Origin of the sequence: Streptomyces sp. PKU-EA00015 (assembly GCF_013387495.1) — a bacterium.
GTDB lineage: Bacteria > Actinomycetota > Actinomycetes > Streptomycetales > Streptomycetaceae > Streptomyces.
Genome location: NZ_JABZEE010000052.1, coordinates 40,439 through 66,636 on the forward strand (window position 1 = coordinate 40,439; position 26,198 = coordinate 66,636).

The 26,198-nt window shown below is 70.6% G+C and carries 27 protein-coding genes; 25 read left to right on the forward strand and 2 right to left on the reverse strand.

What is annotated here, in order from left to right; all coding sequences use genetic code 11:
* Together HW130_RS28690 and lysX are read right to left on the reverse strand one after the other, a co-directional pair.
* The gene (locus tag HW130_RS28690) at positions 1-1,125 is read right to left on the reverse strand and encodes a M20/M25/M40 family metallo-hydrolase (protein WP_177152654.1); all 1,125 of its coding nucleotides are present in this window, start codon (positions 1,123-1,125) and stop codon (positions 1-3) included.
* Positions 1,122-2,000 carry a lysine biosynthesis protein LysX gene (gene lysX, locus HW130_RS28695; RefSeq protein WP_177152655.1) on the reverse strand — a complete coding sequence of 293 codons (879 nt, stop codon included), beginning with the start codon at positions 1,998-2,000 and terminating at the stop codon, positions 1,122-1,124. Before lysX ends, HW130_RS28690 begins: the two co-directional genes overlap by 4 nt.
* A 248-nt stretch (positions 2,001-2,248) precedes the next feature.
* Here lysX and HW130_RS28700 point away from each other — a divergent pair, with 248 nt between their 5' ends.
* The 25 genes from HW130_RS28700 (at position 2,249) to HW130_RS28820 (ending at position 26,188) form a co-directional block, all read left to right on the forward strand.
* Complete coding sequence (locus HW130_RS28700) at positions 2,249-2,980, forward strand: sulfotransferase family protein (RefSeq protein ID WP_177152656.1); 732 nt, start codon at positions 2,249-2,251, stop codon at positions 2,978-2,980.
* Between the two features lie 98 nt (positions 2,981-3,078).
* Entirely contained in the window at positions 3,079-4,125 is a 1,047-nt protein-coding gene (locus HW130_RS28705; RefSeq protein WP_177152657.1) for an NAD(P)/FAD-dependent oxidoreductase, read from the forward strand.
* 98 nt (positions 4,126-4,223) lie between these two features.
* Positions 4,224-4,496: a 2Fe-2S iron-sulfur cluster-binding protein gene (locus HW130_RS28710; RefSeq protein WP_256356397.1), complete on the forward strand. Its 273-nt coding sequence runs from the start codon at positions 4,224-4,226 to the stop codon at positions 4,494-4,496.
* Positions 4,497-4,548: 52 nt separating this feature from the next.
* Positions 4,549-4,806: a hypothetical protein gene (locus HW130_RS28715; protein ID WP_177152659.1), complete on the forward strand. Its 258-nt coding sequence runs from the start codon at positions 4,549-4,551 to the stop codon at positions 4,804-4,806.
* Between the two features lie 8 nt (positions 4,807-4,814).
* A complete protein-coding gene (locus HW130_RS28720; RefSeq protein ID WP_218184074.1) occupies positions 4,815-6,038 on the forward strand; it encodes a fatty acid desaturase in 1,224 nt (407 codons plus the stop codon).
* Between the two features lie 52 nt (positions 6,039-6,090).
* The gene (locus tag HW130_RS28725; RefSeq protein WP_177152660.1) at positions 6,091-6,552 is read left to right on the forward strand and encodes a cobalamin-dependent protein; all 462 of its coding nucleotides are present in this window, start codon (positions 6,091-6,093) and stop codon (positions 6,550-6,552) included.
* Positions 6,549-8,030 (forward strand): methylaspartate mutase, encoded by a 1,482-nt coding sequence (locus HW130_RS28730; protein WP_177152661.1) that lies wholly within the window; start codon positions 6,549-6,551, stop codon positions 8,028-8,030. The genes HW130_RS28725 and HW130_RS28730 overlap by 4 nt, the downstream gene beginning before the upstream one ends.
* Positions 8,030-8,992, forward strand: coding sequence for a quinone oxidoreductase (locus HW130_RS28735; protein ID WP_177152662.1), 963 nt, complete (start codon positions 8,030-8,032; stop codon positions 8,990-8,992). The genes HW130_RS28730 and HW130_RS28735 overlap by 1 nt, the downstream gene beginning before the upstream one ends.
* A 79-nt stretch (positions 8,993-9,071) precedes the next feature.
* Positions 9,072-10,028 (forward strand): DMT family transporter, encoded by a 957-nt coding sequence (locus HW130_RS28740; RefSeq protein WP_177152663.1) that lies wholly within the window; start codon positions 9,072-9,074, stop codon positions 10,026-10,028.
* Positions 10,025-11,557 carry a pyridoxal-dependent decarboxylase gene (locus HW130_RS36285; protein ID WP_177152664.1) on the forward strand — a complete coding sequence of 511 codons (1,533 nt, stop codon included), beginning with the start codon at positions 10,025-10,027 and terminating at the stop codon, positions 11,555-11,557. Before HW130_RS28740 ends, HW130_RS36285 begins: the two co-directional genes overlap by 4 nt.
* Before the next feature lie 34 nt (positions 11,558-11,591).
* Complete coding sequence (locus HW130_RS28750; protein WP_177152665.1) at positions 11,592-12,497, forward strand: LysR family transcriptional regulator; 906 nt, start codon at positions 11,592-11,594, stop codon at positions 12,495-12,497.
* A gap of 262 nt (positions 12,498-12,759) precedes the next feature.
* The gene (locus HW130_RS28755) at positions 12,760-13,332 is read left to right on the forward strand and encodes a hypothetical protein (protein ID WP_309140610.1); all 573 of its coding nucleotides are present in this window, start codon (positions 12,760-12,762) and stop codon (positions 13,330-13,332) included.
* A gap of 1 nt (position 13,333) precedes the next feature.
* Positions 13,334-14,386, forward strand: coding sequence for a BtrH N-terminal domain-containing protein (locus HW130_RS28760; RefSeq protein ID WP_177152667.1), 1,053 nt, complete (start codon positions 13,334-13,336; stop codon positions 14,384-14,386).
* Positions 14,387-14,429: 43 nt separating this feature from the next.
* Complete coding sequence (locus tag HW130_RS28765) at positions 14,430-15,725, forward strand: DegT/DnrJ/EryC1/StrS aminotransferase family protein (RefSeq protein WP_177152668.1); 1,296 nt, start codon at positions 14,430-14,432, stop codon at positions 15,723-15,725.
* Positions 15,722-16,564: a transketolase gene (locus tag HW130_RS28770; RefSeq protein ID WP_177152669.1), complete on the forward strand. Its 843-nt coding sequence runs from the start codon at positions 15,722-15,724 to the stop codon at positions 16,562-16,564. Before HW130_RS28765 ends, HW130_RS28770 begins: the two co-directional genes overlap by 4 nt.
* On the forward strand, positions 16,561-17,529 hold the full coding sequence (locus HW130_RS28775) for a transketolase family protein (protein ID WP_177152670.1): 969 nt from the start codon (positions 16,561-16,563) through the stop codon (positions 17,527-17,529). The genes HW130_RS28770 and HW130_RS28775 overlap by 4 nt, the downstream gene beginning before the upstream one ends.
* The gene (locus HW130_RS28780; RefSeq protein WP_177152671.1) at positions 17,526-17,705 is read left to right on the forward strand and encodes a lysine biosynthesis protein LysW; all 180 of its coding nucleotides are present in this window, start codon (positions 17,526-17,528) and stop codon (positions 17,703-17,705) included. Before HW130_RS28775 ends, HW130_RS28780 begins: the two co-directional genes overlap by 4 nt.
* A gap of 109 nt (positions 17,706-17,814) precedes the next feature.
* Positions 17,815-18,546, forward strand: coding sequence for a 2OG-Fe dioxygenase family protein (locus HW130_RS28785; RefSeq protein WP_177152672.1), 732 nt, complete (start codon positions 17,815-17,817; stop codon positions 18,544-18,546).
* A 480-nt stretch (positions 18,547-19,026) separates the two neighbouring features.
* Complete coding sequence (locus HW130_RS28790; protein ID WP_218184077.1) at positions 19,027-20,757, forward strand: 2-isopropylmalate synthase; 1,731 nt, start codon at positions 19,027-19,029, stop codon at positions 20,755-20,757.
* Positions 20,754-21,305: a MaoC family dehydratase gene (locus tag HW130_RS28795; RefSeq protein ID WP_177152674.1), complete on the forward strand. Its 552-nt coding sequence runs from the start codon at positions 20,754-20,756 to the stop codon at positions 21,303-21,305. The genes HW130_RS28790 and HW130_RS28795 overlap by 4 nt, the downstream gene beginning before the upstream one ends.
* Positions 21,302-22,069, forward strand: a complete 768-nt coding sequence (locus tag HW130_RS28800; RefSeq protein ID WP_177152675.1) for an isopenicillin N synthase family oxygenase — start codon at positions 21,302-21,304, stop codon at positions 22,067-22,069. Before HW130_RS28795 ends, HW130_RS28800 begins: the two co-directional genes overlap by 4 nt.
* Positions 22,066-22,914 carry an aldolase/citrate lyase family protein gene (locus tag HW130_RS28805; protein ID WP_177152676.1) on the forward strand — a complete coding sequence of 283 codons (849 nt, stop codon included), beginning with the start codon at positions 22,066-22,068 and terminating at the stop codon, positions 22,912-22,914. Before HW130_RS28800 ends, HW130_RS28805 begins: the two co-directional genes overlap by 4 nt.
* Positions 22,915-22,944: 30 nt before the next feature.
* Positions 22,945-23,871, forward strand: a complete 927-nt coding sequence (locus HW130_RS28810) for a hypothetical protein (protein WP_177152677.1) — start codon at positions 22,945-22,947, stop codon at positions 23,869-23,871.
* Positions 23,872-23,996: 125 nt separating this feature from the next.
* Complete coding sequence (locus HW130_RS28815) at positions 23,997-25,253, forward strand: aminotransferase class I/II-fold pyridoxal phosphate-dependent enzyme (RefSeq protein ID WP_177152678.1); 1,257 nt, start codon at positions 23,997-23,999, stop codon at positions 25,251-25,253.
* Positions 25,250-26,188: an ornithine cyclodeaminase family protein gene (locus tag HW130_RS28820; RefSeq protein WP_177152679.1), complete on the forward strand. Its 939-nt coding sequence runs from the start codon at positions 25,250-25,252 to the stop codon at positions 26,186-26,188. The genes HW130_RS28815 and HW130_RS28820 overlap by 4 nt, the downstream gene beginning before the upstream one ends.
* Positions 26,189-26,198: the final 10 nt, after the last annotated feature.

Genomic DNA, 26,198 nt, shown 5'->3' on the forward strand with positions numbered 1-26,198 from the left:
TCACCTGAGACTCCTAACGCGCGGTGGTGCGTCGGCCACCCGGCCGTCCGGGCGCACGGGCAGGTGTGCCAACTCCGAGATGGCGGCGGTCAGCACGTCGATGCCTCGCTGGTAGTCCGAGAGCACGATGTGCTCGTCGTCGGCGTGATCGAGACTGCTGTCGCCCGGCCCGTAGGTCGCCATCGGGATGTCCCAGGCCTCGGCGAGCGTGTTCATGTCCGAGGTGGCCGTCTTCACCACCAGGCGCGGTTGGGCGTGCAGCCGCCGGATACCGGACACCAGCGCGCGGACAGCAGGGTCGGCCCGTCCCACTCGGCAGGCCGCCACCGAGTTCAGCACGTCGAGATCACCGGCCGGCAGACGCTCACGCAGCTCGCGCACGAACCCGTCGACGTCGAATTCCGGTGGAGTGCGGACGCTGAGGTCCGCCGTCGCCGTGGTCAGGTCGCCGTTGAGCCGGCACAGGGTCGCGCCGGGCTGGTCGAACACGCCGTGGCTCGCGTCCGGCCCGAGCAGCTCGACCAGCGCGTGCCAGCACGCGACGGCCAGTTCGGACGCCTTGGGCACCGGGTTGCTCGGGTGCGTGGCGGGACACTTCACGGTGTAGCGCAGGTCGAGCTTGCCCTTGTAGCCGAGCACCACGCTGGACCAGCCGCTCGGTTCGCCGATGATCAGCGCATCCGGCCGGTCGTGCGTGGCCCGGATCGCCATCGCTCCACGGGACTGCGGGGTCTCCTCCTCGACGACGCCGATCACCACGATCCGGCCGGGGAAGTCCACCGCCCCGGCCGCCGCGCAGATCATCGCCGCGAGCGGTCCCTTCGCGTCCACCGCGCCTCGGCCATAGAGACGTCCGTCCTCGGAGCGGACCGGGACATGGCCCGGGACGGTGTCCATGTGCCCGAGGAGCATCAGGGTCGGGCCGGCACCGCGCTCGGTCACGCCGATCACATTGCCCACGCCGTCGATGTGCGCCTCGAACCCCAGGTCCGACATCGCATCGGCCAAGTAGTCGGCCAGCGCCCGCTCCTGATAGGAGGAGGAGGGGATCTCCAGCATGTTGCGCAGCAGTCCGGCGGCGTACGTCTCGGTGACGGTGCCGGATGAAGTGAACGCCCAGTTCATCGTTGCGCCCGTTCCAGTAGGTGGTCGACGACGAGGCCCGCGACATCGACCCGATCGCCGAGTGCGGATTGGAAACCGGTGAACTCGACCCGGTGGTTGACCTCCAGGACCAGCAGCCGACCGTCCTGGTCCTCGATCAGATCGACACCGGCGATCTCGGCGCCGACGGCCGCGGCCGCGTCGAGGGATAGCTTGGCGATCTCCGGTGTCACCTCGCACGGCCGGGCCTGTCCGCCGAGTGCCACATTGGTACGCAGGGACTCGCTGGTCCGGTAGACGGCGCCCAGCACCTGACCACCGACCACGATCACCCTGATATCCCGGTCCGGCTTGTCGATGAGCTCCTGCACGTACCCGAGATGCGACTGCGGTCCGGACAGCGCGGCGACGTACTCGAGCACACCTTCGGCACTGACGCGGTCGGGCAGCCGGGCCACCAGCCGGCCCCACGAGCCGACCAGCGGTTTGATCAGCGCCGGGTAGCCGATGGAGTCGAGGGCGTCCAGCGCCGCCTGCGGAGTGAGGCCGAGCGCGGTGCGCGGTGTCGGCACCCGAGCAGCCTCCAGGACCATGGTGGTGCGCCACTTGTCGCCGCATGCCTCGGTCGCCTCCGCGCTGTTGACCACCTCGACTCCCGCCGCGGTGAGGCTGCGGGCCGCGTATGCCGCGCGGACCTGGCCTATCTCGCGGTTCAGCGCGAGAGTCCACGGCACGTCGCACCGGCCGGCCAGGAACCACTGCCGGCGCGTGTCGACGTGGTCGAAGGGCACACCGCGCCGGTCGAATGCGTCGAACAGTCTTTTCTCGTCCGCGCCGACCCGGCTGGCGAGTATGGCGATCTTGCGGCCACTTGGGCGCTCTGATGCCGCTGACACATGACCTCCGTATTAGGGCCACCGGTTCACAGGGCGGCACACCGGCCTACCGCGTGGAAAGGAAACTACGAGTGCGCCGGCACCGTATGCGTCCGCGTCAAGAGTATTCACGGGGGCGTATTTCGTTGACTTCTCGTCCCTTGGTTTGCGAATTCTGGTTACCTCGCCCGGGCCGCCATCGTGTCACTCTCGAATTGATTCGAACGCCGCCGCAATGGTTTACGGCCAGCAGGGAAGAGGGGGAAAACGTGGTACATCAACCGGAGCGGATCCCGGTGCTCGCTCTGTGGAGCGCACCACGCTGCCGCTCAACCGCCTTCGCGCGGATGATGGCCGAGCGGGGCGACTGTGCCGTCGTGCACGAGCCGTTCTCCCGGGTCGTCGACTTCGGTGAGGTGGAGGTCGGCGACACGGTCGCGCACAACGAGTGGGACGTGCTCGCGGCGTTGCGGGCCATGGCGGCCAGGACGCCGGTGTTCTTCAAGGACACCACGGACTTCCACTACCCGGCGCTTCTCGCCGACGGGTCCTTCCTCTCGGCGGCGACCCACACCTTCATCATCCGAGACCCGGCCGAGGCCATCGCGTCGCACCATGCGCTCCACCCGGGCGTCGGCCGCGACGAGATCGGCTTCGCCCGGCTGTACGAGATCTTCACGGCCGTGCAGGCCGCCACCGGCAGCACGCCGGTCGTGATCGACTCCGACGATCTGCTCGACCGGCCGGAGGGCACCGTGCGGGCCTACTGCGCGGCGGTGGGCATCGACTTCCGTCCGGACGCGCTGAGCTGGGCGCCGGGCATGCGGTCGGAATGGCAGTCGACCAGCAAGTGGCACAGGTCGACCAGCGAGACGACCGGCTTCACGCGGGTCAGGAGCGGCGGAGCGGAGGCGGTCGAGGCGGACCCTGTGCTGCGCGCCTACCGCGATTACCACCAGCCGTACTACGAGAAACTGCGCGCCGCCGCGCTCCAGCCGTGAGCATGCCGGCCGGAATCGTCGGCTGGTGGGGTGGGCAGCGCCCGCCCCCACACCGCGTATCGACAGGTACGCGGCAATCGAGGCAGGAGGAGCGTGAGATGCCAGCAGTCGTGAGCGCCGTCGACCGGCCCGCCGAGGCGGCGGTGGACGTCGCAGTCGTGGGCGCGGGACCCGCCGGGCTGTACGCCGCGTACTACGCCGGGTTCCGCGGCCTGTCGGCGGTGGTCGTCGACGCGCTCGACGAGCCCGGCGGCCAGGTGTCCGCTCTCTACCCGGAGAAGCTGCTGTACGACGTGGCCGGTCACCCCGCCGTCAAGGGGCGGCAGTTGATCGACAACCTGCTGGAGCAGGCCGCCCCGTTCGATACGCGGTACCTGCTCGGCCGGACGGTGGTCGGCCTCGCCCGCCGAACCGGAGGCTGGACCCTGAGCACCGACGACGGCGGCAGAGTGGACGCCGGAGCCGTGGTGATCGCCGCCGGGCTCGGCAGGTTCGTGCCCCGCAGGCTGCCCTGCTCGGTGCCGTACGAGGGCAGGGGCGTCGCCTACCACGTCCCGCGCCCGGAGGCGCACGCAGGACGGGACGTAGTCGTGGTCGGCGGCGGCGACAGTGCCGTGGACTGGGCGCTGGCCCTGGCCCCGCTGGCCCGCAGTACAACCCTCGTCCACCGGCGGAGCACCTTCCGCGCCCACGAGTACAGCGTGCGGCAGCTGTACGCCTCCGCCGTCCGGGTCGTCACCGACGCCGAGGTGGTCGCCTGCCACGGTGCCCAGCGGCTCGAACAGGTCGAGTTCCGGCGAGGCGAGGAGGTGTTCACCCTGCCGTCGCAGGCGCTGGTCGCCGCCCTCGGCTTCACCTCCGGCCTCGGTCCCGTCGCCGAGTGGGGAATCGACCTGGAGCACCGCAGGATCCGGGTCGACCGGTCCATGTGCACCAACCTGCCCGGCGTCCACGCGGTCGGCGACGTGTGCACCTACCCGGGCCGCGTCCCGCTGATCACCGTCGGCTTCGGCGAGGCCGGCACCGCTGTGAACCACGCGGCCGTGACCCTGCGCCCCGGCGAACGGCTCGCGCCCGAGCACTCCTCCGACACGTTCCCCGGTGCAGGCGACCGCGCGGCCGTCCCGTCCGCGTCGGCCGCGTGACACCGGCGCCTCGGTCACCGCATCGCATCCCGCGCGCCGGGATGCCCGACCCGCCTCAAGGGGGCTGCACAGCAATGCCGCTCAACAAACTCACCCTCATGCCCGACAGGGTGGAGATCCTGCTGCCCGACGGCTCCTGCCTCACCGACATCGAGTACGAGAGGCCGGAACAGCTGATCCCGTTCGGCTGCCGCTCAGGCGCGTGCGGCGCCTGCGTCATCGAGGTCCTCGACGGCTCCGCGTCGCTCGGGGAGGCCGATCCCGACGAGAGGGACTTCCTCGAGGACCTCGGCCGGGCCGACGGGAACCACCGGCTCGCCTGCCAGTGCCGCCTCCTGGGCGCCGCGACCGTCCGCGTCGTGCAGCAGTGAGCGCAGGCCGGCACGGCACCGCCTCCCCCCACCACCTCAGTGGAGGAACACCATGCGACAGCACACCATGATCCCCGGCGTCGTGGACGGCACGGTCACGTCCTGCGTGGACGCCGACGGCCATGTCTCGTTCCGCATCACGATCCGCGACAGCGGCCTGCGGCCCGAGGAGGCCGACCACATCGAGGTCGTCCTCACCCAGCAGGACGCCCGTGCTCTCATGTCGGCCCCCGAGCGGTCCGCGCCCGTGGCCTGCTCCGTCGGCGTCCGGCTGAACAGCGCGCCCTTCCCCGCCCTCTCCTCCCTCTAGGAGCCCCGATGGCACTGCTCGACCAGCAAGGCTTCTCCGCCCCTGCCGCCTCCCCTGCCGCCGCGGCCCGTGACCCGCGCGAGTCCATGACCGTGCTCCCGGGATTCCTCCAGTTCCCGCTGACGATCCTCACCGGCAAGGCGCTGCCCGGCCAGCGGTCGCCGGGCTGGACACCCACCTTCCACCTGGTGACCGCCACGGCGTCCATGGCCGCCGGTGTCCTGCTCAGCACGCTGGCCTACGTCATGGGCGGGCCGTTCCTGCTGCTGCTCGCGGCCGGCTGGGCGGTGACCCTGCACGGGATGCGCAACCTGCGGATGATGATCTACCACCAGTGCTCGCACCGGAACATGTACCGCCACCGCGGGCCGGACCGGGCCATAGGCCACGCCGTGTCCAGCCTCCTGATCATCCAGAACTTCCAGCGCTACAGCCGCGAGCACGTCAGCGACCACCACGCGCTCGAGCACATGACGCTGAAGGACCCCACGGTCCAGGCCTTCCTGGTCAGCCTGGGCCTGCACCCGGGCATGACCCGCCGCCAAATGTGGCGCCGGCTCCTCGGCAAGCTGCTCTCCCCGCGCTTCCACTTCGCCTTCGCCGTCTCCCGGGTGCGCTCCTTCTGGAGCGAGTCGGTGCGCACCGAGAAGGTGGCGGCCGTCACCCTCTACGGCACGCTCACCCTGGTCACGGCGGCGACCGGCACCTGGCCGGCCCTGCTCGTCGTGTGGTTCGTGCCGCTCGTCCCGCTGTTCCAGGTCAGCAACACCCTGCGGCTGTGCGTCAAGCACACCTTCCCCGAGCCCGGCCTGGAGGACCGGCGCAGCCGGGCGTACTTCGCCTCGCTGACCAACGCCATCTTCCTCGGCGACCCGGTCCCCGCGCCGCAGTTGCCCGCCGGGCGCCGCGCCCTGGCGTGGACGCGCTGGACCCTGCGGTTGCTGTTCGTGCACGCCCCGTCCCGCTACCTCGTGCTGACCGGCGACACCGTGGTCCACGACTTCCACCACCGCCACCCGCGCGCCGCGGACTGGCCGAACTACGTCTTCGCCCGCCAGGAGGACGCCGACCGCCTCACGCCGGGGCAGCCGCCCTACCACGAGGTATGGGGCCTGGTGCCCGCGATCAGTCACGTCCTCGACTCACTGGCCGCCGCCGACCCCGGCGAGTTCGACGTCGACCGGCTGAGGTCCGTGAGCAAACGGGAGCTCTTCGCCGCCTTCGACGACTGACCGCACAGCCACCGGCACCCCACCAACGACCGACCCCGAACCAGGAAGCTCGATGCGTACTCTGCCGAACCAGCACTCCGCACCTCCTACAGTCGTCCTCGGCGTGGCGGCCAGCGACAGCCACGCGGTCGCCAACCATCTCATCGCCCACTCCCTGCGCGGCCTCGGCTACCACGTCGTCAACCTCGGCACCTGCACGACCGTCGAGGAGTTCGCCGAGGCCTGCGAGCAGTACCCGCAAGCCGAGGCCGTGGTCATCGGCAGTCTCAACGGACATGTCCACGAGGACCTGCGCGGTCTCGACCAGGCCAAGCGGTCGGGCCGGATCACCTGCCCGGTCGTCGTCGGCGGCAACCTCTCCGTGGGCAGCCACAAGGACGGCTCGGCCCACGACCGCCTGTACGCCGCCGGAGTGGATCACATCTTGGCCGACGCCGCCGAACTGCCCCGCCTGCTCGACCGGTTGCGGCTCGACCGCCGCGGTGCCAGGCTCACCGACCTGGCGGCGTCATGAGCGTCACGTCCATCCCGTCCGCCGGCGGCTCCGCCACCGTCCCACTGGCCTGCGCCACCTCACTGCCCACGCCGTCCCAGTCCGCCGCGTACATCGCCTCGCTCGGCAAGCCCACCGCCGCCCAGATCCTCCAGGACTGCAAGGACCGGGGCCGGGTGGCCCTGCAGCCGCGCTGCGGCGTGGGCGGGCACGAGGAGATGAAGCGGCTTCTGACGACCCTGGAGGAGGAGGCCCGCCCCGACATCCTGACACTGACCATCGACTCCCACACCCGTCTCAAGCGGTTCGGCGAGGCCCGCCGCACCCTGCACCTGCGGCCGGCCGACCTCAACGGCTACCCGCTGGTCGCCCACGGCTGGCAGCGCGGCCGTGAACTGAACGAACTGGTCGACGCGCCACTGGAGATCCGGCACGGATCCCCCGACGCCCGCCTCCTCTTCGACGTCTCCGTCGCCTCCGGCATCACCTCCTTCGAGGGCGGCGGCATCTCGTACAACCTGCCCTACTCCAAGGCCGTGCCGCTGGCCGAGTCCCTGACGGCATGGCAGGACGTGGACCGCGCCTGCGGCGAACTGGCCGAGCACGGGGTGATCGTCGACCGGGAGCTGTTCGGCACCCTGACCGCGGTGCTCGTGCCGCCGTCGATCAGCCTCGCCGTCAGCGTGCTGGAGGCGGTGCTCGCCACCCGGGCCGGTGTCCGCTGTGTATCCGTGGCCTATCCGCAGGGCGGGCACCTGGTCCAGGACGTCGCGGCCCTGCGCAGCATTCCGGTCCTCGCCGAGCGCTATCTCCCCGCCGGCGTCCAGGTCCACGCGGTGCTGCACGAGTTCATGGGCGTCTTCCCCCGCAAGCGCGACAACGCCGAGGACCTCATCCTCTACGGGGCACTGGCGGCCCGGCTCGGCGGGGCCTCCAAACTGATCACCAAGACGTACCAGGAGGCGTACGGCATCCCCGACACCGCGGCCAACGTGGCCGGTCTGCGGCTGGCAAACCGGGCCAACTCGCCGCTGCTTGACTTCGTCACCGTCGACGACGGCCGGGTCACCGAGGAGCAGAGGTGGATCCTCGACGAGGTCGCTGATCTCGTCGAGCCGCTGCTGCAGCGCCCCGATCTGATCGAGGCGGTCGTCGAGGCGTTCGCCGAGGGGCGGCTGGACATACCGTTCAGCGCCAGCCGTTCCGCCCGATCCGACATCATCCCGCGGCGCGACGCCACCGGCGCCATCCGCTACCGGACCGTGGGCGCCCTGCCCTTCGCCCCGGCCCGGCTGCGCCGCAACGAGGAACTGCTGCACCGCGTGGACGGCCTCGGCGAACCGGGTATCGACACCCTGATGGCGGGCCTCACCGGCGACATCAACTACTTCCGCGGGCTCTTTCGCGAGTCCGAGCCGCACACCGGGGCCCACGGACCTGAGCGGTGGCGCAACGCGACGGCCGCCACCCCCATCGCACCCGGCGAATCGAGGAACTGATGCGTGCCCTGCAAGTGACCCGCCCCGGCCGACCCGACGTCCTGGCCGTCACCGACCTGCCCCGCCCCGAGGCCGCGCCCGGCCAGGTCGTGGTCCGCAACGAGGCCGTCGGCCTCAACTTCATCGACGTCTACTTCCGCGACGGCACCTACCCCACGGCCTACCCGTTCGTCCCCGGCCAGGAGGCCGCCGGAGTGGTCACCGCCGTGGGCGACGGCGTCACGGACTTCGCCCCGGGCGACCGGGTCGCGTACGCCACCCAGCTCGGTGCCTACGCCGAGTACACCGCCGTCCCCCAGGCCAAGCTGGTGCCCGTTCCCGACGGCGTCACGCTGTCCGACGCGGCAGCGGTCCTGCTCCAGGGGCTCGCCGCGCTGTACCTCAGCGGTACCACGCACCCCGTGGCGGCCGGCGAAACCGTGGTGGTACTGGCCGCCGCCGGGGGGCTGGGGCAGCTCCTGGTACGGCTGGCCGCACACCGCGGCGCGCAGGTCGTCGCCGTCGCTTCCACCAAGGAGAAGCGAGAGGCCGCCCTGGCCGCGGGCGCCCACCACGCCCTGCCGTACGGGGACTTCGCGGCCGGGGTGCGCGAACTCACCGGCGGCGAGGGCGCGCACGCGGTCTACGACTCGGTGGGCGCGGCCACGTTCGAGGAGAGCGTCATGGCACTGCGCCGCCGGGGCACCCTCGCCGTGTGCGGGCTGTCCAGCGGCCCGGTCCCGCCGGTCGACGTCGAACTGCTGCGCACGGCGGGCTCCCTGTACCTGACCAGGCCCACCCTCGCCGACCACGTCCCGGACGCCGCCTCGCTCAGGGCGGCGGCCGCCGAGCTCTTCACGCACGTCGCCGACGGCGTGGTCCGTCCCGGCGTCGGTGAACGGCTGCCGCTGGCCGAGGCGGCACGGGCCCACGCCCTGCTGGAGAGCCGGGCCACCACCGGCAAGGTCCTCCTCGCGCCATGACGCACCGGCCGGGCCCCGCCGCCGGCCGTACCCCGAGCCGTACCCGCAGCCGCTGTGGAAGCGGAGGAAGGACTACATCATGAGCGCCGACGTAGCCACCGAGGTGACCGCGGTCCCGGCCGGCGGCACCGCCCCCCGGGGCATCGGTGCCGTCCCGGCACCGGTGCTGATGCTGGTCGGGATGGTGAGCACCCAACTCGGGGCCGCCTTCGCCAAGCAGTTGTTCGGCACCGTGGGACCCGCCGCGATGACCGTGCTGCGGCTCGGCTTCGCCGCGGCGGTGCTGCTGCTGTTCTGGCGGCCGTCGCTGCGCCTGGACCGGCGCACGACGGGTGCGGTCGCCGTCCTCGGCATCGCCATCGCAGGCATGAATCTGTGCTTCTACCTGGCCATGGCCCGAATGCCCGTCGGTGTCGCGCTGACCGTCGGGATGGCGGGGCCGCTCACCGTCGCGGCCCTGTCCTCACGTCGGGCCCGCGACCGGCTGTGGGCGGTGCTCGCCGGGTGCGGCATCGCCCTCCTCGGCTGGCAGGGTGGCGCCGCCGGGATCACCGGGCTGCTCATCGCCCTGGCCTGCGCGGTGTTCTGGGGCGCGTACGTGCCGCTGTCGGCCAGGGTCGGCGCGCTGCTGCCCGGCGGGGGCGGACTGGCGCTCGCGATGGCCTTCGGCACGCTGTGCGCGCTGCCGGCCGGGCTGTCCGAGGGCGGCTCCGCGCTGGCAGACCCGGCGGTGCTCGCCTTCGGGTTCGGCGTCGCGATGCTGTCGTCCCTGGTGCCGTACACCTGCGAGATGGAGACGCTGCGCCGGGTTTCCGCGCTCGTCTTCGGGGTGCTGCTCAGCCTGGAACCGGCGATCGGCGCCCTGGTGGCCCTGCTCGTCCTGCACGAGACCATCTCGCCGTTGCAGACGCTGGGCCTCGCGGCCGTCGTCGTCGCGTCGATCGGCGTCATCCGCGGCACACGCGGCGCCCCCGTCGAGCGGGACGCCAGTTCACGAGACATACCGGACTCACGAGAGCAAGGACTCCGCCAATGATCGACACGGGCAGGAACGCGGCGCTGGCCGGCCGGCCGGAAGCCTTCGAACAGCTGAGGACACTGGTGGACTCCGCGCTCGGCGCGCTCCACGACGCCTCGCTGAAGCGGGGCGGACCGGTCGCGGCCGGCGGCCCCCAGGCGGCGGCCGCCGCGATGGACCGGTTCCTCGAGGGGGGAGCGTTCCTCGCCGAGAGCCCCGACCCCCGGCGGGTGACCGAGCTGTTTGAGGCGTACGCCGCCGGGGCGGCCGACCTCGCGCACCCGGCCGCCGTGTCCCGCATGCAATGCGCGCCCACGGCCGCCTCCGTCGCCGCCGAGCTGCTCGCCGCCGCCCTCAACCAGTCCCTGCACTCCTGGGAGAGCGGTCCCTTCGCCCTGCAGCTGGAGCGGCGGCTGCTCGCGGAGATGGCGTCGTGGGCCGGCTTCGGCGCCGGGGCGTCGGGCACCCTCACACCGGGCGGCAGCATCTCCAACCTGATGGGTCTGCTGGTTGCCAGGGAGCACGCGCTGCGGGAGAGCGGCGAGGTGTCCCGCTCGGGCCTGACCGGTCTGCGGGTCGGGCCGAGGATCCTGTGCTCGGCGGCCGCCCATTTCTCCGTGGCCCGCGCGGCCGGCTTCCTCGGCCTCGGCCAGGACGCCGTGGTGTGTGTGCCGGTGGACGACCTCGGCCGGATGCGGGTGGACGAAGCACGCCGCATCCTCGACCGGTTCGGCCCCGACGAGCTCCCCCTGGCGCTGGTCGCGACGGCGGGCACGACGGACCGCGGTTCCTTCGACCCGCTGCCCGAGCTGGCCGACCTGGCCGCCGAGCGGGACATGTGGCTGCACGTCGACGCGGCGTACGGCATCGGGGCACTGTTCTCCCCCACGCTCGCCCCGCTCCTGACCGGGCTGGACCGCGCCGACTCCGTCGCCTTCGACCTGCACAAGTTCGGCTGGACGCCGGCCTCGTCGAGCGTGCTCCTGGTCCGCGACGAGCGGCACCTGCGGTGCCTGGACCAGCAGGCTGTGTACCTCAACCCGGCGGACGACGAGGCGGCCGGGTTCACCGCGCTGCTGGGCACCTCGATGCAGACCACGCGTCGCTCGGACGCCTTCAAGATGGCCGCGTCCCTGCTGACGCTGGGTCGGGAGGGCATGGGCGCCTGGATGGACCGGTGCCACGGCCTGGCCCGGTACGCCGCGGCCCGCATCACGGCCGGCACGGACCTGGACCTGCTGGCCGAGCCGCTGCTCAGCACGGTGATCTTCCGCTGCCGGCCGCCCGCGTGGGGCGTGACTGACGAGAGCGCCTGGAACGCCGCGGTCCGGCGCACGCTCATGGCGCGGGGACGCGCGCTCGTGGCCCGCACCAAGGTGGCTGGCCCGGATAGTGAACCCCGGGTCCACCTCAAGCTCGTCTTCCTCAACCCGGCGACGACCGAGGCGGACATCGACGAACTGCTGGTGGACATCGCCGCCGTCGCCCGGGAACTGGCCGAGGCAGGCCTCGGCGAGGGCAGCGACGGAAGCACGTACGGCGACTGACCGGCAAGCGGCGCGACAACCCCCGGAGGACCACGTGGACATCCGCCAGCTCACGACCTTTCAGAAGGCTGCCACCCTGCTCAGCTTCAGCCGGGCGGCAGCGGAGCTCAACTACGCCCAGTCCAGCGTCACCGGCCAGATCAGGGGCCTGGAGAACGCACTCGGCATCGAGTTGTTCGAGCGGCTCTCGGGCCGCAGCGTCCGGCTCACCCAGGCCGGGGAACGGTTCCTGCCGTACGCCGAGCAGTTGCTCTGCCTGGCCGACGAGGCCCGCAGCGCGGCCCGGGGCGGCAGTGAGCCGGTCGGCCGGGTCCTCATCGGAACCATGGAGAGCATCGCGACCTACCGCATGCCGCCGATGCTGGAGTTCTTCCATCACCGCCACCCGGGACTGCAAGTGGTACTGCGGCCGGGTTCCGGCGAGGACACCCTCCAGGCACTCGGACGGGGCGCCCTCGACCTCGGGCTGGTGATGGACGTGGAGACCCGGCACGCCGGCATGGAGAGCGTCGTGCTGCGCACCGAGCCGCTGGTCGCCGTCGTCTGTCCGGACCACCTGCTGGCCGCACGCCGGCGGGTGACCGCGGACCAGTTGCGGGAAACGCCCCTCCTGGTGCCCGAGGCGGGGCCGCGCTGCCGCAGGCTGCTGGAACGGGAGCTGTGGAGCGGGCGGGAGCCCGTGCCGCTGCTGGAATCCGGGACCGTGGAGTCCGCGAAGCGCTGGGCGGCAGCCGGGCTCGGGATCGCCCTGCTGCCCGCCGTGGCCGTGGCGGACGACATCGACACCGGTGTCCTCGCCCCGCTCGCCTGGCGGCCACCCTTCGAGGTCAGCACCCAGCTCCTGTGGCGCCGCGGCACACGACTGACCATGGGAATGCGGGTCTTCGCGGAAAAGGTCAGTGAATTCCTGACCGAAGAAACCGATCGAATAGCCGCCTGAATTCTCGACCGGCCGCCGCTCCCGACCCGGAACCGCGACCCATCAGAATGTCCGAACCCCGCGATTCCCTAAGCCGATCGAGAATCCATTGACCGGACACCCCGGGGTTGGTGAAATTAATACATCAGCACGGGGGGATGCGCAGCACGGCAATTCGCTTGTTCAAGGTAGGTGCGGCCCGGACGAAAGACTTGAATGACCGGGCTAGGTTTGGGGCTTAAGACGGTGCTTCAGTGAGGTGGATCACTTGAGGGGCAATTCGGTGTTCTCCGCCAGGACAGGCCTGTGCGAACCGGTGGACATTTCCGGCCATCGCAACAATGTAGCCGTCTCCGCTGCCACGGAGACCAAGGCGGGAGAGTTCAACGTATGGGGAAACTCGTTCTCTGCCGATTATCTGCCGACGGGCAAGAGCCTTGTGCACGTGGACGGTGTTCCCTTCGAGTTCCCTCCGGTCTGTGAGGGACCGGACAATGTCCGCTGCGCCGGACAGTTCATTCGTGTGCCTGAAGGCCGTTACGACTGGATCCATGTCCTGGCGGCGTCCGAACGGCGCTGTGAGGACACCGTCGAGCTGAGCTTCGCCGACGGATTCGTCGACGCGGAAGCGCTGCGGGTCTCCGACTTCTGGGCGGCGCCGGCGTGGTTCGGCGAGGTCAAGGCGTTCGAGAGTCTGGTCATGCACTACCCGCACCACGTGCAACGAGGCATTCCCGCCGTCATGTGGGCGCAACGGGTGCCGGTCACCCGGCGGGCCGGGCTCACCGGCATCCTGCTGCCGCGCAACGTGGCGATCCATCTCTTCGCGGTCACCCTCCAGCGGACGGAGCTCTGAGATGACCGTCGACACGACGGCACGCACTTACATGATCACCGGGCCGGAACCCGAGTTGTGGTACCGCGATCTCATCAGCTGCCTGCAGTCCACCTTCGGCTCGGTGCTGGCACGGGCGGGCGCCGATCCGCTGGCCGTGCTCGGCGCGGGCTGGCGGTTCCTGCACCTGCCGGGCGACGTCAGGTCCGAGGAGTTCTACTACCCCTGCCTCGCCGACGAGTCCGGCGTCACCGACCTCGGTGCCGCGCTGGCGCCCCACCACGAGCTGCACGCGCGCTGGTGGCAACCTGCCGACGACAACGACGTCTGGCGGGAGGTGCGCGAGACGCTGGACGACGACCGGTTGGTCATCGCCGCCGTGGACAACTTCCACCTGCCGTTCCGGCCCGCGTACGGAGACGTGCACGCCGCACACCTGGTGATCGTCCACGGACTGGACGAGACGCGCGGGGTGGTGCATGTCTCGGACGCGATGCCGCCCGCGTTCCACGGTGCCGTCCCGATCGAGGACTTCCTGCGGAGCTGGGGCTCGGCGAACCCGTCCGACGTCCAGGACGCGTTCTTCAGCGACTCACGGATCGGCCGGCGCTGTCTCGACGTCCGCCTCGACGCCCCGCCCGAGCCCTTGACGCCCGAACGGCTCGGCGAGTTCCTGCGCACCGACGTCGACGGCTTCACCGTGGCCACCTCGGCTCGTACCGGTCTCGCCGGATACGACGAGTTCGCCGCGGAACTCCTCGACCGGTGCCGGGCCGCAGACGCCGGCGCACTGCGCGAGCTGTACCCCTTCGGCTGGGGCATGCAGGCGCAGGCGTCACTGCACGGTGAGCTCCTGCGCCGCTGCGGTCGCCGATGGGACGATCCGGTGCTCGCTGGAGCCGGACGAGCGGTCGAGTGCGTCGCACACGCCTGGACCGGCCTGCGCTTCACCGGCGCGCACGGGCTCACGGACCCGCGCGCCGCCGCACCCGACATCGCGCGCCACGTCACGCGGCTGCGCGGCGCGTACGCCCTCGCGATCGATGCCGTCGGCGCGGCGGCGGTCCGGCTGTGACCGCGTACGCATCGATCACCGTGAACCTGTGGAGTGGAGAGTGATGAGCAAGCTGGCAGCGCTCGGCGGCACCGTGACCGTGCCGACGGACCGGCGTCACGTGCCGTGGCCCCTGGTGCAGGACGAGGACCGCAAGGCGGTTCTGGACGCGCTCGACGGGGCGAGACTGGTGTCCGACACGGACGGCGTGAACCCGGTGTCCGCTCTGGAGGAGGGGTGGGCCCGTCGCTTCGGTTTCGAGCACTGCGTCGCGGTGTCCAACGGCACCGCGGCGCTGTCCCTCGCGCTGGCCGCGCTCGGTGTCGGACCGGGGGACGAGGTGATCGTGCCCGCACTCAGTTTCATCGCCACCGGGCTCGCACCGGTGCACCAGATGGCCGCTCCCGTGTTCGCCGACATCGACCCGGTCACCTTCAACATCGACCCGGACGACGTGGAGCGCCGGATCACGGCCCGGACCAAGGCGATCATCCCCGTGCACCTGCACGGCGCGCCCGCCGACATGGACCGCATCACCGAGATCGCGCGTAAGCACGGCATCGCGGTGATCGAGGATGCCGCACAGGCTCCCGGCGCGACCCACCGCGGTCGACCGGTCGGCGGGATCGGTGACGCCGGCGCCTTCAGCCTCCAGGTCAGCAAGAACATACCGACCTGCGGTGAAGGCGGCCTGCTGGTGACCCGCGACGCGGAACTGGCCGAGGCGATGCGCCGCGGCAGGCAGTTCGGCGAGGTGATCGAAGCCGGTCGGGAACGCGACTACATCTCGTACGGCCTGGGCTGGAATCACAAGATGAACGCTCTCCAAGCCGCGTTCACCATCGCGCAGCTCGACCGGTATGAGGAGTACGAGCGTGCGCGGCAGCACAACGTCACCGAGTTCCTCGCCCGGCTCGCACAGCTCCCCGGTCTGCGAGTGCCGACCGCGCTGCCGGACACCACCCACGCCTGGCACATCCTGCGGTTCCGGTTCGACCCGGCCGCGTTCGGTCTGGACGGGGTGCGGCCGGAGGCACTGCGCGGGACTCTGCGGCGGCTGCTGCGCGCCGAGGGTGTGCCGATGTCGCAGTACCAGCTCATGCCGCTGCCCGACCAGAAGGTGTTCGTGGACCGCGCCGGCTTCGGCTCGGGCTACCCGTGGTCCGTCACCGGCGCGCCCGGAACCGTCGCCGGTGAGGACTACCCGGTCACCCGCGCGGTCATCGCCGACTCCCTGACCCTGCAAAAGCGCCACCTCCATCCAGGAGCGGGCGAACTGCTCGGCCTGTACGCGGACGCCTTCGAGAAGGTGTGGGCGAACCGCGACATGGTGGCCACGTTCGCGAAGGCGGCTTCATGAACGCGACCCCGGTCCTGGAGCGGACCTCTTTGGACGCGGTTGCCGCACGCATCCGCTCGCACGTCGTCGACATGTGCGCGGGACCCGAAGGCGGGCATCTCGGCGGCGCGCTCTCCTGCGCGGACGTACTGGCGGCGCTGTACTTCTCGGTGCTGAACGTGGACCCGCGGCGTCCGGACGACCCGGATCGCGATCGCTTCCTGCTCAGCAAGGGCCACGCCGCCGTCGGCCTCTACGCGACGCTCGCCGAACGCGGCTTCTTCCCGGTCGAGGAGCTTGCCGGGTACGGACGCCCGGGCAGCAGGCTGATGGGCCATCCGGTTCGCGCGGTGCCCGGCGTGGAGCTGCCGACCGGATCGCTCGGCCACGGACTCGCGCTGGGCTGCGGTTTCGCGCTGGCCGCCCGGTACGCCGGCCGCCCCGCGCGCAGCTTCGTCCTGCTCGGCGACGGCGAGCTCCAGGAAGGCTCGGTGTGGGAGGCGGCCATCGCGGCAGTGTCGCTGCGCCTCGACCGGCTGGTCGCCGTAGTGGACCGCAACGGACTGCAGCTGACCGGCCCCACCGACGGCATCGCGCCGATGGAACCGCTGGCCGACCGCTGGCGCGGCTTCGGCTGGGCGGTCCGCGAGGTCGACGGGCACGACCCCGACGAGCTGGCGGTGCACCTCGGCGCCGCGCCCTGGGAGCCGGGCAGGCCGAGTGTGCTGATCGCCCGGACGGTCAAGGGCCAGGGGCTGCCGTTCCTCGCCGGCCGCAGTGTCAGCCACTACGTGACGCTGTCGCCGCGCAACCACGCACGGGCGGTCCGAGGACTGCGAGCCGCGGAGGACGCCACATGAGCCGTGCGACACGGGAGGCGTACCGGGACAGCCTGCTTCCGCTCCTGAAGCGGCATCCCGAACTGATGTGCCTGGACTCCGACACCGGTCTGTTCAGCGCCGAGTTCGCCGCGGCGGCCGGCGACCAGTACCTCAATCTCGGCATCGCCGAACACAACCTGATGGGCATGGCCGCGGGGATGGCCGCGTGCGGACGCGTCCCGTTCGTCAACACGATGGCTGCCTTCGCAACCTCCCGGGCTCTGGAGGCGATCAAGATCGACATCGCCTACAACCGGTTGCCGGTCCGCATCATGGCCACCCACGGCGGCCTCGCGGCGGGTCATCTGGGTCCGACGCACCAGGCACTGGAAGATCTCGCGGTGATGCGGGTGCTGCCCTCGATGACCGTGGTGGTGCCCGCCGACGCGGCCGCCACGGAGGCGTTCGTCGAACAGAGTCTGAACCTGCCCGGACCGCTCTACGTCCGGCTCGGCCGCAAACCGACCCCCGAACTGTCGGCTGCCCCGCCACCGGTCATCGGGCAGGCGCAGACGCTGCGGGAGGGCGGTGACGTGGTGCTCGCCTGCTGCGGCCCGTACCCGGTGCTCGCCTGTCTGACCGCGGCGGACGTCCTCGCCCGACAGGGGATCGAGGCCACGGTCCTCAACGTGCACACTCTGCGGCCGTTCGACACGCAGACGCTGGTGGCCGCGGCCCGGCCGGTCCAGGTCGTCGTGACGCTGGAGGAGCACTGGCGCGGCGGCGGTCTCGGCGGCGTGGTGGCCGAGACCTTGGCGGAGGAGGCGCCCACTCGGGTGCTGAGGCTGGGCATGCCGGATCAGTTCGTCGACGAGGTGGGCAACCAGGAACATCTCGTCGCGCATTACGAGCTCACCGCGGAGCGGGTCGTGAGGGCGGTTCGTGCCGCCCTCGACACCGCGGCCCGCCCCGCAAAGACCGATCGGAAGGAACTCATCTCATGATCACGACCACTGCACAGGCCTGCCCGAGCTGCGAGGAGCCGGTACAGATCGGCCCATCCGTGCGGCTCAACGAGATTCTGGAGTGCGCGGGCTGCCGCAGCGAACTGGAGATCGTGGCGCTGAGCCCCCTCGTGCTCGCCCTCGCGCCCGAGGTCGAAGAGGACTGGGGGGAGTGACGACCGAAGACAGGTTCGAACCCGTCAGGCGCACCTGTCCCGAGGCCAGGCGATGGCTGCCGGGGACTTTGCCGCTCACGCTTCACCTTGAAGTACCCATGGAGTACCGATGATCACTGCAAAGCTGACCAGCGACGTCGCGCTCGCCGCAATCAAAGACCTGTCCGACTCCGGTGCCCATCTCATCCGGCACGACGAGTTCTCTGCCCTCACGGGCGTCCGTCCCGCCGACTGGGCGCGTTTCGCCGAGAACTGGGAGGTCCTCCGGCGCGACCCCTACATGGCCGACGGCGGCACCTATCGCTACCGCAGGTACGGCCAGTTCGAGCTCGACATGGAAACCGGTGACCTCACCCAGCTTCCGCACGGTCCGTACCGCCAGGAGGCAGACGTCAACAAGCTGCACGGCGGCGTCGACCGGGTGTACGAACCGCTCACCGAGGCGTTCGTGGGCGACCCCGTCCTGCGCGACGTGCTGGTGGGGCTGGCCGAGATCTTCACCGGTGTCGACGGCACCAAGAAGTGGAACATCAAGGTGACCCCCATCCGGACCACCGCCACGAAGGACGAGGCCGGCGAGCCCACTCCTGAGGGCCGGCACAAGGACGGCGTCACCTTCATCACGTCACTGATGATCGGTCGCCGCAACGTGACCGGCGGGCAGAGCACGGTGTACGCGGACGACGGCGATCCACTCGTCACCACCACGCTCCGTGAGCCCGGCGACATCCTGCTCGGTGACGACCGCCGCACCCTCCACGAGGTCACGGCGGTGCATCCCGAGGACGACGGTGAACCGGGTCGTCGCGACGTCCTGATCATGGCCTACACCGCGCGGTGACCCCCGCCGCGCACGCGGCAGGCCGCCAGGACCCGGCCCTTCCGCGGCAGGTCCGACGGTCTGCCCGTGCCGGCCGGGTCCCGCGACGCCGGGCCCACGCGGACGAAGCCCACCGCGGCACACAGGTGAAGGCGGCCGGGCATCTCACCGCGCCGCGGGCGACGGGTAAGTGAAATACGCAGCGGCAGGGGCCCGAAGTCGACGCAACGCGTCCCCCCGAATGAACTTGCCGCAGACGCACCTGGTGGCGACCCGCTCGTACCGTGCTCCTACGCGGAGGAACGGACGTGGACGTCCGGTCGATCAGAGGTCCCACTGCGGAGGGCACGTGCCGGCGAGACCAGGGCGTCCGGATGACGGCGGGAACGCCGGGCAGCGTGACCTGCCCCGCGGTGCGGACAGCCCGCCGCCTCCGAGCTCGCCACCACGGTGAACCGCCGACTGGAGAACTGCCGGAAAAGCAACGAGCCAAGGGGATTCATGAAGACGAAGACATCCGCGGACCAGCGGCTGCACACACAGCCCTGGTGGAACGCTCAGCAACCATCCGGCATGCCGATTCACCGCTACCAGCGTGCCGAGCCGCAGGAACTCCTCGAGCCCGGCACGCGTACCTGGCTCGGCCGTGCGCCCGCACACGCTCCGCTGTGGAGCTCGGTGGACCTGCGCGACGGCAACCAGGCTCTGGCCAACCCGATGGACCTGCGGCGCAAGCGGAAGATGTTCGACCTGCTGGTCCGCCTGGGCTTCAAGGACATCGAAATCGGCTATCCCTCGGCCAGTGAGACCGAGTTCGAGTTCGTGCGCCACCTCATCACCGGCGGCCACATACCCGACGACGTCACCGTCACGGTCTTCACCCCGGCCATCCCGGAGCTGATCGACCGCACCTTCGAGGCCATACGTGGCACGGACCGCGTCGTCGTCCATCTCTGCCACGCCACGGCCTGCCTCTGGCGCGAGGTCGTCTTCCGCAAGACGCCGTCCGAGGTGATGGCGCTGGCGCAGGAGAGCGCGCAGCGTCTGGTGCGGCTGGCCGACCGGGCCGACTCGGCCATCCGGTTCGAGTACTCGCCGGAGACGTTCAACGTCACCGAGCCGCAGTTCGCGCTGGAGATCGCGAACACGGTGGCCGAGATCGTCGAGGCCACGCCGGAGCGTCCGCTGACGCTCAACCTGCCCAGCACGGTGGAGATGCACGCGCCCAGTGTGTTCGCCGATCAGATCGAGTGGATGAGCCGCAATCTCGATCGGCGGGACGGCATCATCCTCTCGGTCCACCCGCACAACGACCGCGGTACCGCGGTGGCCGCGGCGGAGTTCGCGCTCGCCGCGGGCGCCGACCGGGTCGAGGGCACCCTCTTCGGCAACGGTGAGCGGACCGGCAACGTCTGCCTGGTCACCCTGGCGCTGAACCTGTTCAGCCGTGGCGTCGACCCCCAGCTCGACCTCTCCGACATCCCGTCCGTCCGCCGCGCTGTGGAGGAGTGCAACCAGATGCCGGTGCCGGACCGGCACCCGTACGCCGGCGATCTCGTCTTCACCGCCTTCTCCGGCACCCACCAGGACGCCATCGCCAAGGGACTGCGGCACCTGGAGGACCAGGCCTCCGCCGCCGGAGTGCCGACCGCGGAGCTGCCGTGGGACGTGCCCTACCTGCCGGTCGATCCGCAGGACCTCGGTCGCAGTTACGAGGCGGTCATCCGGGTCAACAGCCAGTCGGGCAAGGGCGGCATCGCCCATGTGCTGCGCACACGATGGGGGATCGAGCTGCCCGTCGCGCTGCGCGCCGAGTTCGCCCGCGTCATGCAGCGGGTCACCGATCTCTCCGGCACCGAGGTGGATCCGGGCCGGATCTGGGACATCTTCCGCGCCGAGTACTGCGATGCCGGTGACTGGGCCGGCTTCGCGGCGCACGCCTCCGCCGACAACCCGGTCGAGGCGCTGCTGGCCGAGGCCCGTGCGTACGGCGTGGACGCCCACCTGGAGCACCTGGTCTGCGACGAGAGCGGGCCGGGTTCCGGTGCACGGCACGTCTGCTACGCGCGGTTGATCGTGGCGCACGAGCCGGTGTGGGGAGCGGGACTCGGTGCGAGCCCCGACGAGGCGGCCGTACGGGCGGTGCTGTCTGCCCTGCACCGCAGCGGTGCCCGGGTGGGCGACGCCGGCTCCGTGCCGCAGCTCGCCGGCGCACGGGAGGGGGGCCAGTGAACGACCCGATCCCGACGCCGTACGTCGAAGTCGAACCCGGGCGGTTCCGTGAGGACCCCGGCCTGAGCTACGAGGACTACGTCGTCGGCCATGTCTTCGAGCACCGGCCCGGCCGCACCGTCACCACGACCGACAACATCTGGAGCTCGCTGCTCTGCCTCAACCAGCACCCCCTCCACATCGACGAGGTGTACGCGTCCGAGACCCCGTTCAAGAAGCTGCTGGTGTCCAGCCTGGTCACGTTCGGGATCGTGAACGGGATGACGGTCAGGACCATCAGCCAGAAGGGGGTCGCCAACCTCGGCTGGGACAAGGTCCGGCTCAGCGCACCGGTGTTCGTCGGGGACACGCTCTACGCCGAGACCACGATCGTCTCCAAGCGCCCCTCCGCCACCCGGCCCGGCGAGGGCATCGTCACGGTCCACACCGTGGGCCGCAACCAGGACGGGGTCAAGGTCGTCGAGTTCGACCGCACCCTCCTGGCCACCATGCGCGACCCGGAGGATCCCGCCGCAGGCGCCTCGTTCCGAGACAGGAAACGCCCATGACCGATATTCCCGTGATCAGTCTGGCCCAGGCCGAGCAGGGAGACGAGGTGGAGATCGCCGCCGAGATCTTCCGGGCCTGCACCGAGACCGGATTCCTGATCGTGTGCGACCACGGCATCGACCGGCAGGTCTTCGACAACGCCTACGAACTGGCCCACGACTTCTTCCGGCAGGCGCCGGAGAGTCCCTGCGCGTACACCGGCAGGAAGGGCAGGCCGGCGAAGCACACCGAGAAGTCGGGCGTGGGACGGCTCGTGCTCGACGGCTCCGAGCAGCTCCCCTTCCCGGCCGACAAGCGGGGAATTGCACTGCGCGACGCGATGAAGACCTACTTCGCCGCCTGCCGGACCGTCGCCGACCGGGTGACCGGGATGCTGACGGTGGCGCTGGGACTGGGCGAGTTCGTCGACGACTCGCTGATCACGCTGTTCACCAAGGACGGCCCAGGGCTGCAGCTGTGCGATCCGGCCGGCGACTGGATCGACGTGGACGTCCCCGGGAGGGACTGGTTCCTCGTCAGCACCGGCGCGTTCAAGGTGCGCTGGTCGCACGAGGCCCGCCTCTCCGCGCAGAGGACGGACGAACAGGGGGACCGGCCGAGGCAGTCGATCGCGCTCTTCAAACCGACTCGCGACGACGCCGTCATCGAGTGGTTCCCGACATACACCCAGGCGCTGCCGGACGCGTATGAGCCGGCCCCCTACGAGAAGTTCTCGCTGGAGAAGCTGAACGCCCTCTTCGGGCGGGAGGAGGTCCGCTCGTGAAGGTTCACCCCTGCCTGTTCTACGTCCCCGCCTCGCGCGTCGACAAGCTGCTGAAGCACGTGCCGCGCGAGTCGGTCGCGCTGGTGCTGGACCTCGAGGACTCCGTCCCGAAGCAGGCGAAGCGCGCCGCCCGTGAGCGGCTCGGCGCAGTCGATCTGACGGGGACGGGTCATGCCGGAGTCTGGGTGCGCATCAACAGCATCGAGACGCCGGAGGGTCTGCTCGACATCCAGACGCTCCTCGCGCTCGACGGGCGGATCGGCGGTCTGCCCGTGGAGACGGTGCTGGTGCCGAAGATCTGCGGCGCCCGCGACGTCTCCATCTACCGGTCGCTGCTGTCCGGCCTGTCCGACCCGCCGGAGATCTGCAGCTTCATCGAGACGGTGGACGCCGTCGAGAACGCCTTCGAGATCGCGGCGGTCAGCGACGGCCTGTGCTTCGGACAAGCCGACCTGGTGGCCGAGATGTGGGCGCCGGACGAGTCCTACCTGGCCCATGCGCGGGCCCGGATGTGTGTGGCGGCATCCCGCTACGGCCTGCCGGTGATCGACACGAACTCCTTCGAGCTGTGGGACATGGACGTCGTCCTGGCCCAGAGCGAGGCGGCGAAACAGTGCGGCTACACCGGCAAGGCGGCCATCCACCCGAAGCAGGTCGACGTCATCGTCGAGACGTTCGGCACCTCACCCGGAGAACTGGACCGCCACTACCAGACCATCAAGGACTACGAGGCCGACGAGGCCGGCTTCGCCGTCAGCAAGGACCGGGTGCTCGCGCCGCCCTTCGTCCTGAAAGCCCGGCGCACGATCGCGCTGCACAGCGGCATCGCACGTCCCGTCCGCTGAACCGAACACCGCCACCCGAGGAGGAGCACAGTGAGCATCCCGATGAAGGACATCGCGCAGCAGGCGATGGTCGACATCTCCGACTACGAGGTCGAGCTGACCGACGGCCGGTTCGGCCCCGTGCCGGCCCATCTCACGGCCCGCCTGGAGGACCTGGTCGCGGACGGGGCCGGTCTGGCGGTGTGCCACGGCCTCAGCACGCTGCTGGCCAAGCACGGCAAGGACATCCACGACGAGGCCGACGCCGCGGCCGCGCGCGACTACCTCGAGGCGATCTTCCGCTCCTTCACCGCGCAGACCGACCTTTCGCGGCACACCCCGGTCGTCATGGACTACGACCAGGTGGCGAGCATGGACGTGGACGGGTTCAACAAGAACACCAGCTTCACGCCCAATTCGGACCACACCGACTCCCGTGAGTTCCTCACCACCAAGTGCGTCCACTTCGATGCCGCCACGACGTTCATCGCCAACGTCTACGGCCCCAACACGAACATCGACGGCGGCCGGCCGATCGTCTGCAACACCCGTGAGTACTGCAGCCGGGCCGGCGTGGATCCGGCCGACCTCATCGAACTGATGCCGCACAGCTACAACGTCGCGGTCAAGCAGGAGCACGTCGAGGCGATCCTCGCCGACCACGCGGTCGTCGTGGACAGCGACCTCCTCAACGACATGATCATGGTCGTCCTCAACAACGAGGTCGACGGGGGGCTCGCGCACGCGGGCTCCATGCCGCGGCTGGTGGACCCCGACAAGCCCGGCAAGCGCCCGCTGCGCCACATGGAGCTGCAGTTCGCGGACGGACAGAACCTGAACAACTGGTACCGCCACTACCGCCTCGACATGCCCGAGGTCAACGTCAGGGTGCCCGAGGTGAACACGTCGGACCACGACCGCTACCACCGGGGCGTGGACCGCGTCCTCACGGCCCACGGACCGTCCGCCCGAGGCTGACGGCGGCGGCCGGCGGTCCGGGATCGAGCCGGCCGGTACCGGGCACCGGCCGCCGCCGTGGTCCGGCCGGGGACGATCCACGCCCGGTGCCGCCCTCCCTCACATCCGCCCCGACGAGGAGACGCATGCACACCCGCGACACCGTGATCGACCGCCCTTACGACACCACGATGGGACCGCACCGGTTCCGCAACAACCAGCGCATGGTCCCGGCGGGCGAGGCAGCCTGGAACCTGGCCGCGGAGCACGGCATGCTCGACATCCGCGTCGACGCGAGTGGCGGCCAGAACCGGCTGCGCGACGTACGCACAGGGCATGAGTTCCTGAACCTCGCCTCCTGTTCCTACCTCGGCCTCAACAGCCATCCGACGGTCGTCGAGAGTGGCGTCGAGGCGCTGCGGACCGAGAACGTCACCGGACTGGCCATGGCCGAGTTCCGGATCCGGTTGGAGGCCGCCCACCGCCTCGAGGAGGAGCTCTCGGCGCTGTTCGGCACGCCCGTGCTGCCCTCGATCTCGTGTGGGGTGATCAGCGCGGCGGTGCTGCCGCTGCTGGCGTCCGGGCATATCACCGGGACCGATCCCCTGGTCGTCGTCTTCGACCGGTTCGCGCACTTCTCGATGAACTTCCTCAAACCGGTCGTGGCCGACGAGACGCTCGTGCTCACCTCCCCGCACAACGACATGAACTTCCTGGAAGACGTGTGCCGCAAGTACCCGCGCGTCGCGTACGTCTGCGAGGGCGCCTACTCCACCGGCGGCCTCGCCGACCTGGAGGGCATCAGGGTCCTGCAGGAGAAGTACGGCATGTACGTCTACATGGACGACTCCCACGCCCTGTCCACCCAGGGCCCGAACGGCGAGGGCTACGCCCGGTCGGTGTTCCGTGAACTCGACGAACGCACCATGATCGTCGCCTCCATAGCCAAGGCGTTCGGCTCCACCGGCGGGATCGCGATGCTCGGCTCGTCCGGTGTCTTCGACTTCCTGTACCGCTCCGGCCCGATGGGCTGGTCCCAGGGACTGCGTACCGCCGCCATCGGGACGACCCTGGGCAGCATCGCCGTCCACCGGTCTCCGGAGCTCGGTGAGCGCCAGCGACAGCTGGCCGAGAACATCGCGCTGTTCGACCGGCGGATGGAGAACCGGCCGATCCGCGGCGTCGGATCGCACATCAAGTTCGTCACCGTGGGCGAGAACGACTGGGCCGTGGAACTGGCCACCGAGCTCTTCCGGCGCGGCTACTACTGTTCGGCGATGTTCTTCCCGGTGGTGCCGCGTGGGCAGGCCGGCATCCGGCTGATGCTGCGCGGCGACATGACCACGGCGATGACCGAGAAGTTCGTCGACACCCTCCAGGACGTGCTGGACGGATTTCTGTGACGGCAACGGCGACAGAGCTCACGTCGTCCGCGCGGTTCGTCCGCTCGCTGGCCGAGGCGATGGGCGAAGCCCTGTGCAGCGGATCCGTGGCGCGGATGCTTGTTCCGCCGCGCGAGACCATCGAGGACGGGGCGGGGGCGAAGTTCATCTCCATGCCCGCCGTGTCCCCCGACCATGACCTCTACATCAACAAGGTCGCCACGATCGTGGCGGCCCCCGTGGCAGGCCGGGGCGCGACCGTCACCGCGCGGGTTCCGACGTTCTCCTTCTCCACCGGCCGCCACCTCGGCACGCTGGACGGAGAGACCGTCACCAACGTGAAGTGTGCGGCCGTGACGGCGCTGGTGACCGATCGGTGCGCCGTGCGGGACAGCCGGGTGCTGGGGATCATCGGGTCGGGAGTCCAGGCCCGGCAGCAGTTCCTCGGGGTGTCGGCGGTGCGCGACCTCGCCGAGGTGCGGGTCTTCTCCCGTGACGCACGCCGGGCAACGGCGTTCGCCCGTGACATCGCCACCATGGCGAGCGCCGCCGGGTCCGGGGTCGAGGTCGTGGTGTGCGACTCGGCCGAAGAGGCAAGCCGGGGAGTCGACATCCTGTCGACCGCGACCACGTCCGCGGCACCGCTGTCGCTCTCGGCGGACCTGCCCGCCCACGTTCACATCAACTGCATGGGTGCGCACACCACCGAATCCCGCGAGCTGCCCGCTGAACTCCTGCGGACCAGCGTCGTGATCGTCGAGGACCTGGCCACGGCGGTCGCCGAGGCCGGCGAGAGCCACGCGGCGGCCGCGGAACTCGACGTCCTGACCGGCCCCGCCTCGGCCGGCTTCGCGCAACGGCGGACGGTCTTCGCGTCCACCGGGTGCGCCTACCTCGACCTGATCACCTGCGCCCATCTGCTCAACCACGACGCATCACCGACCACACACGGATGAGGACAAGAGG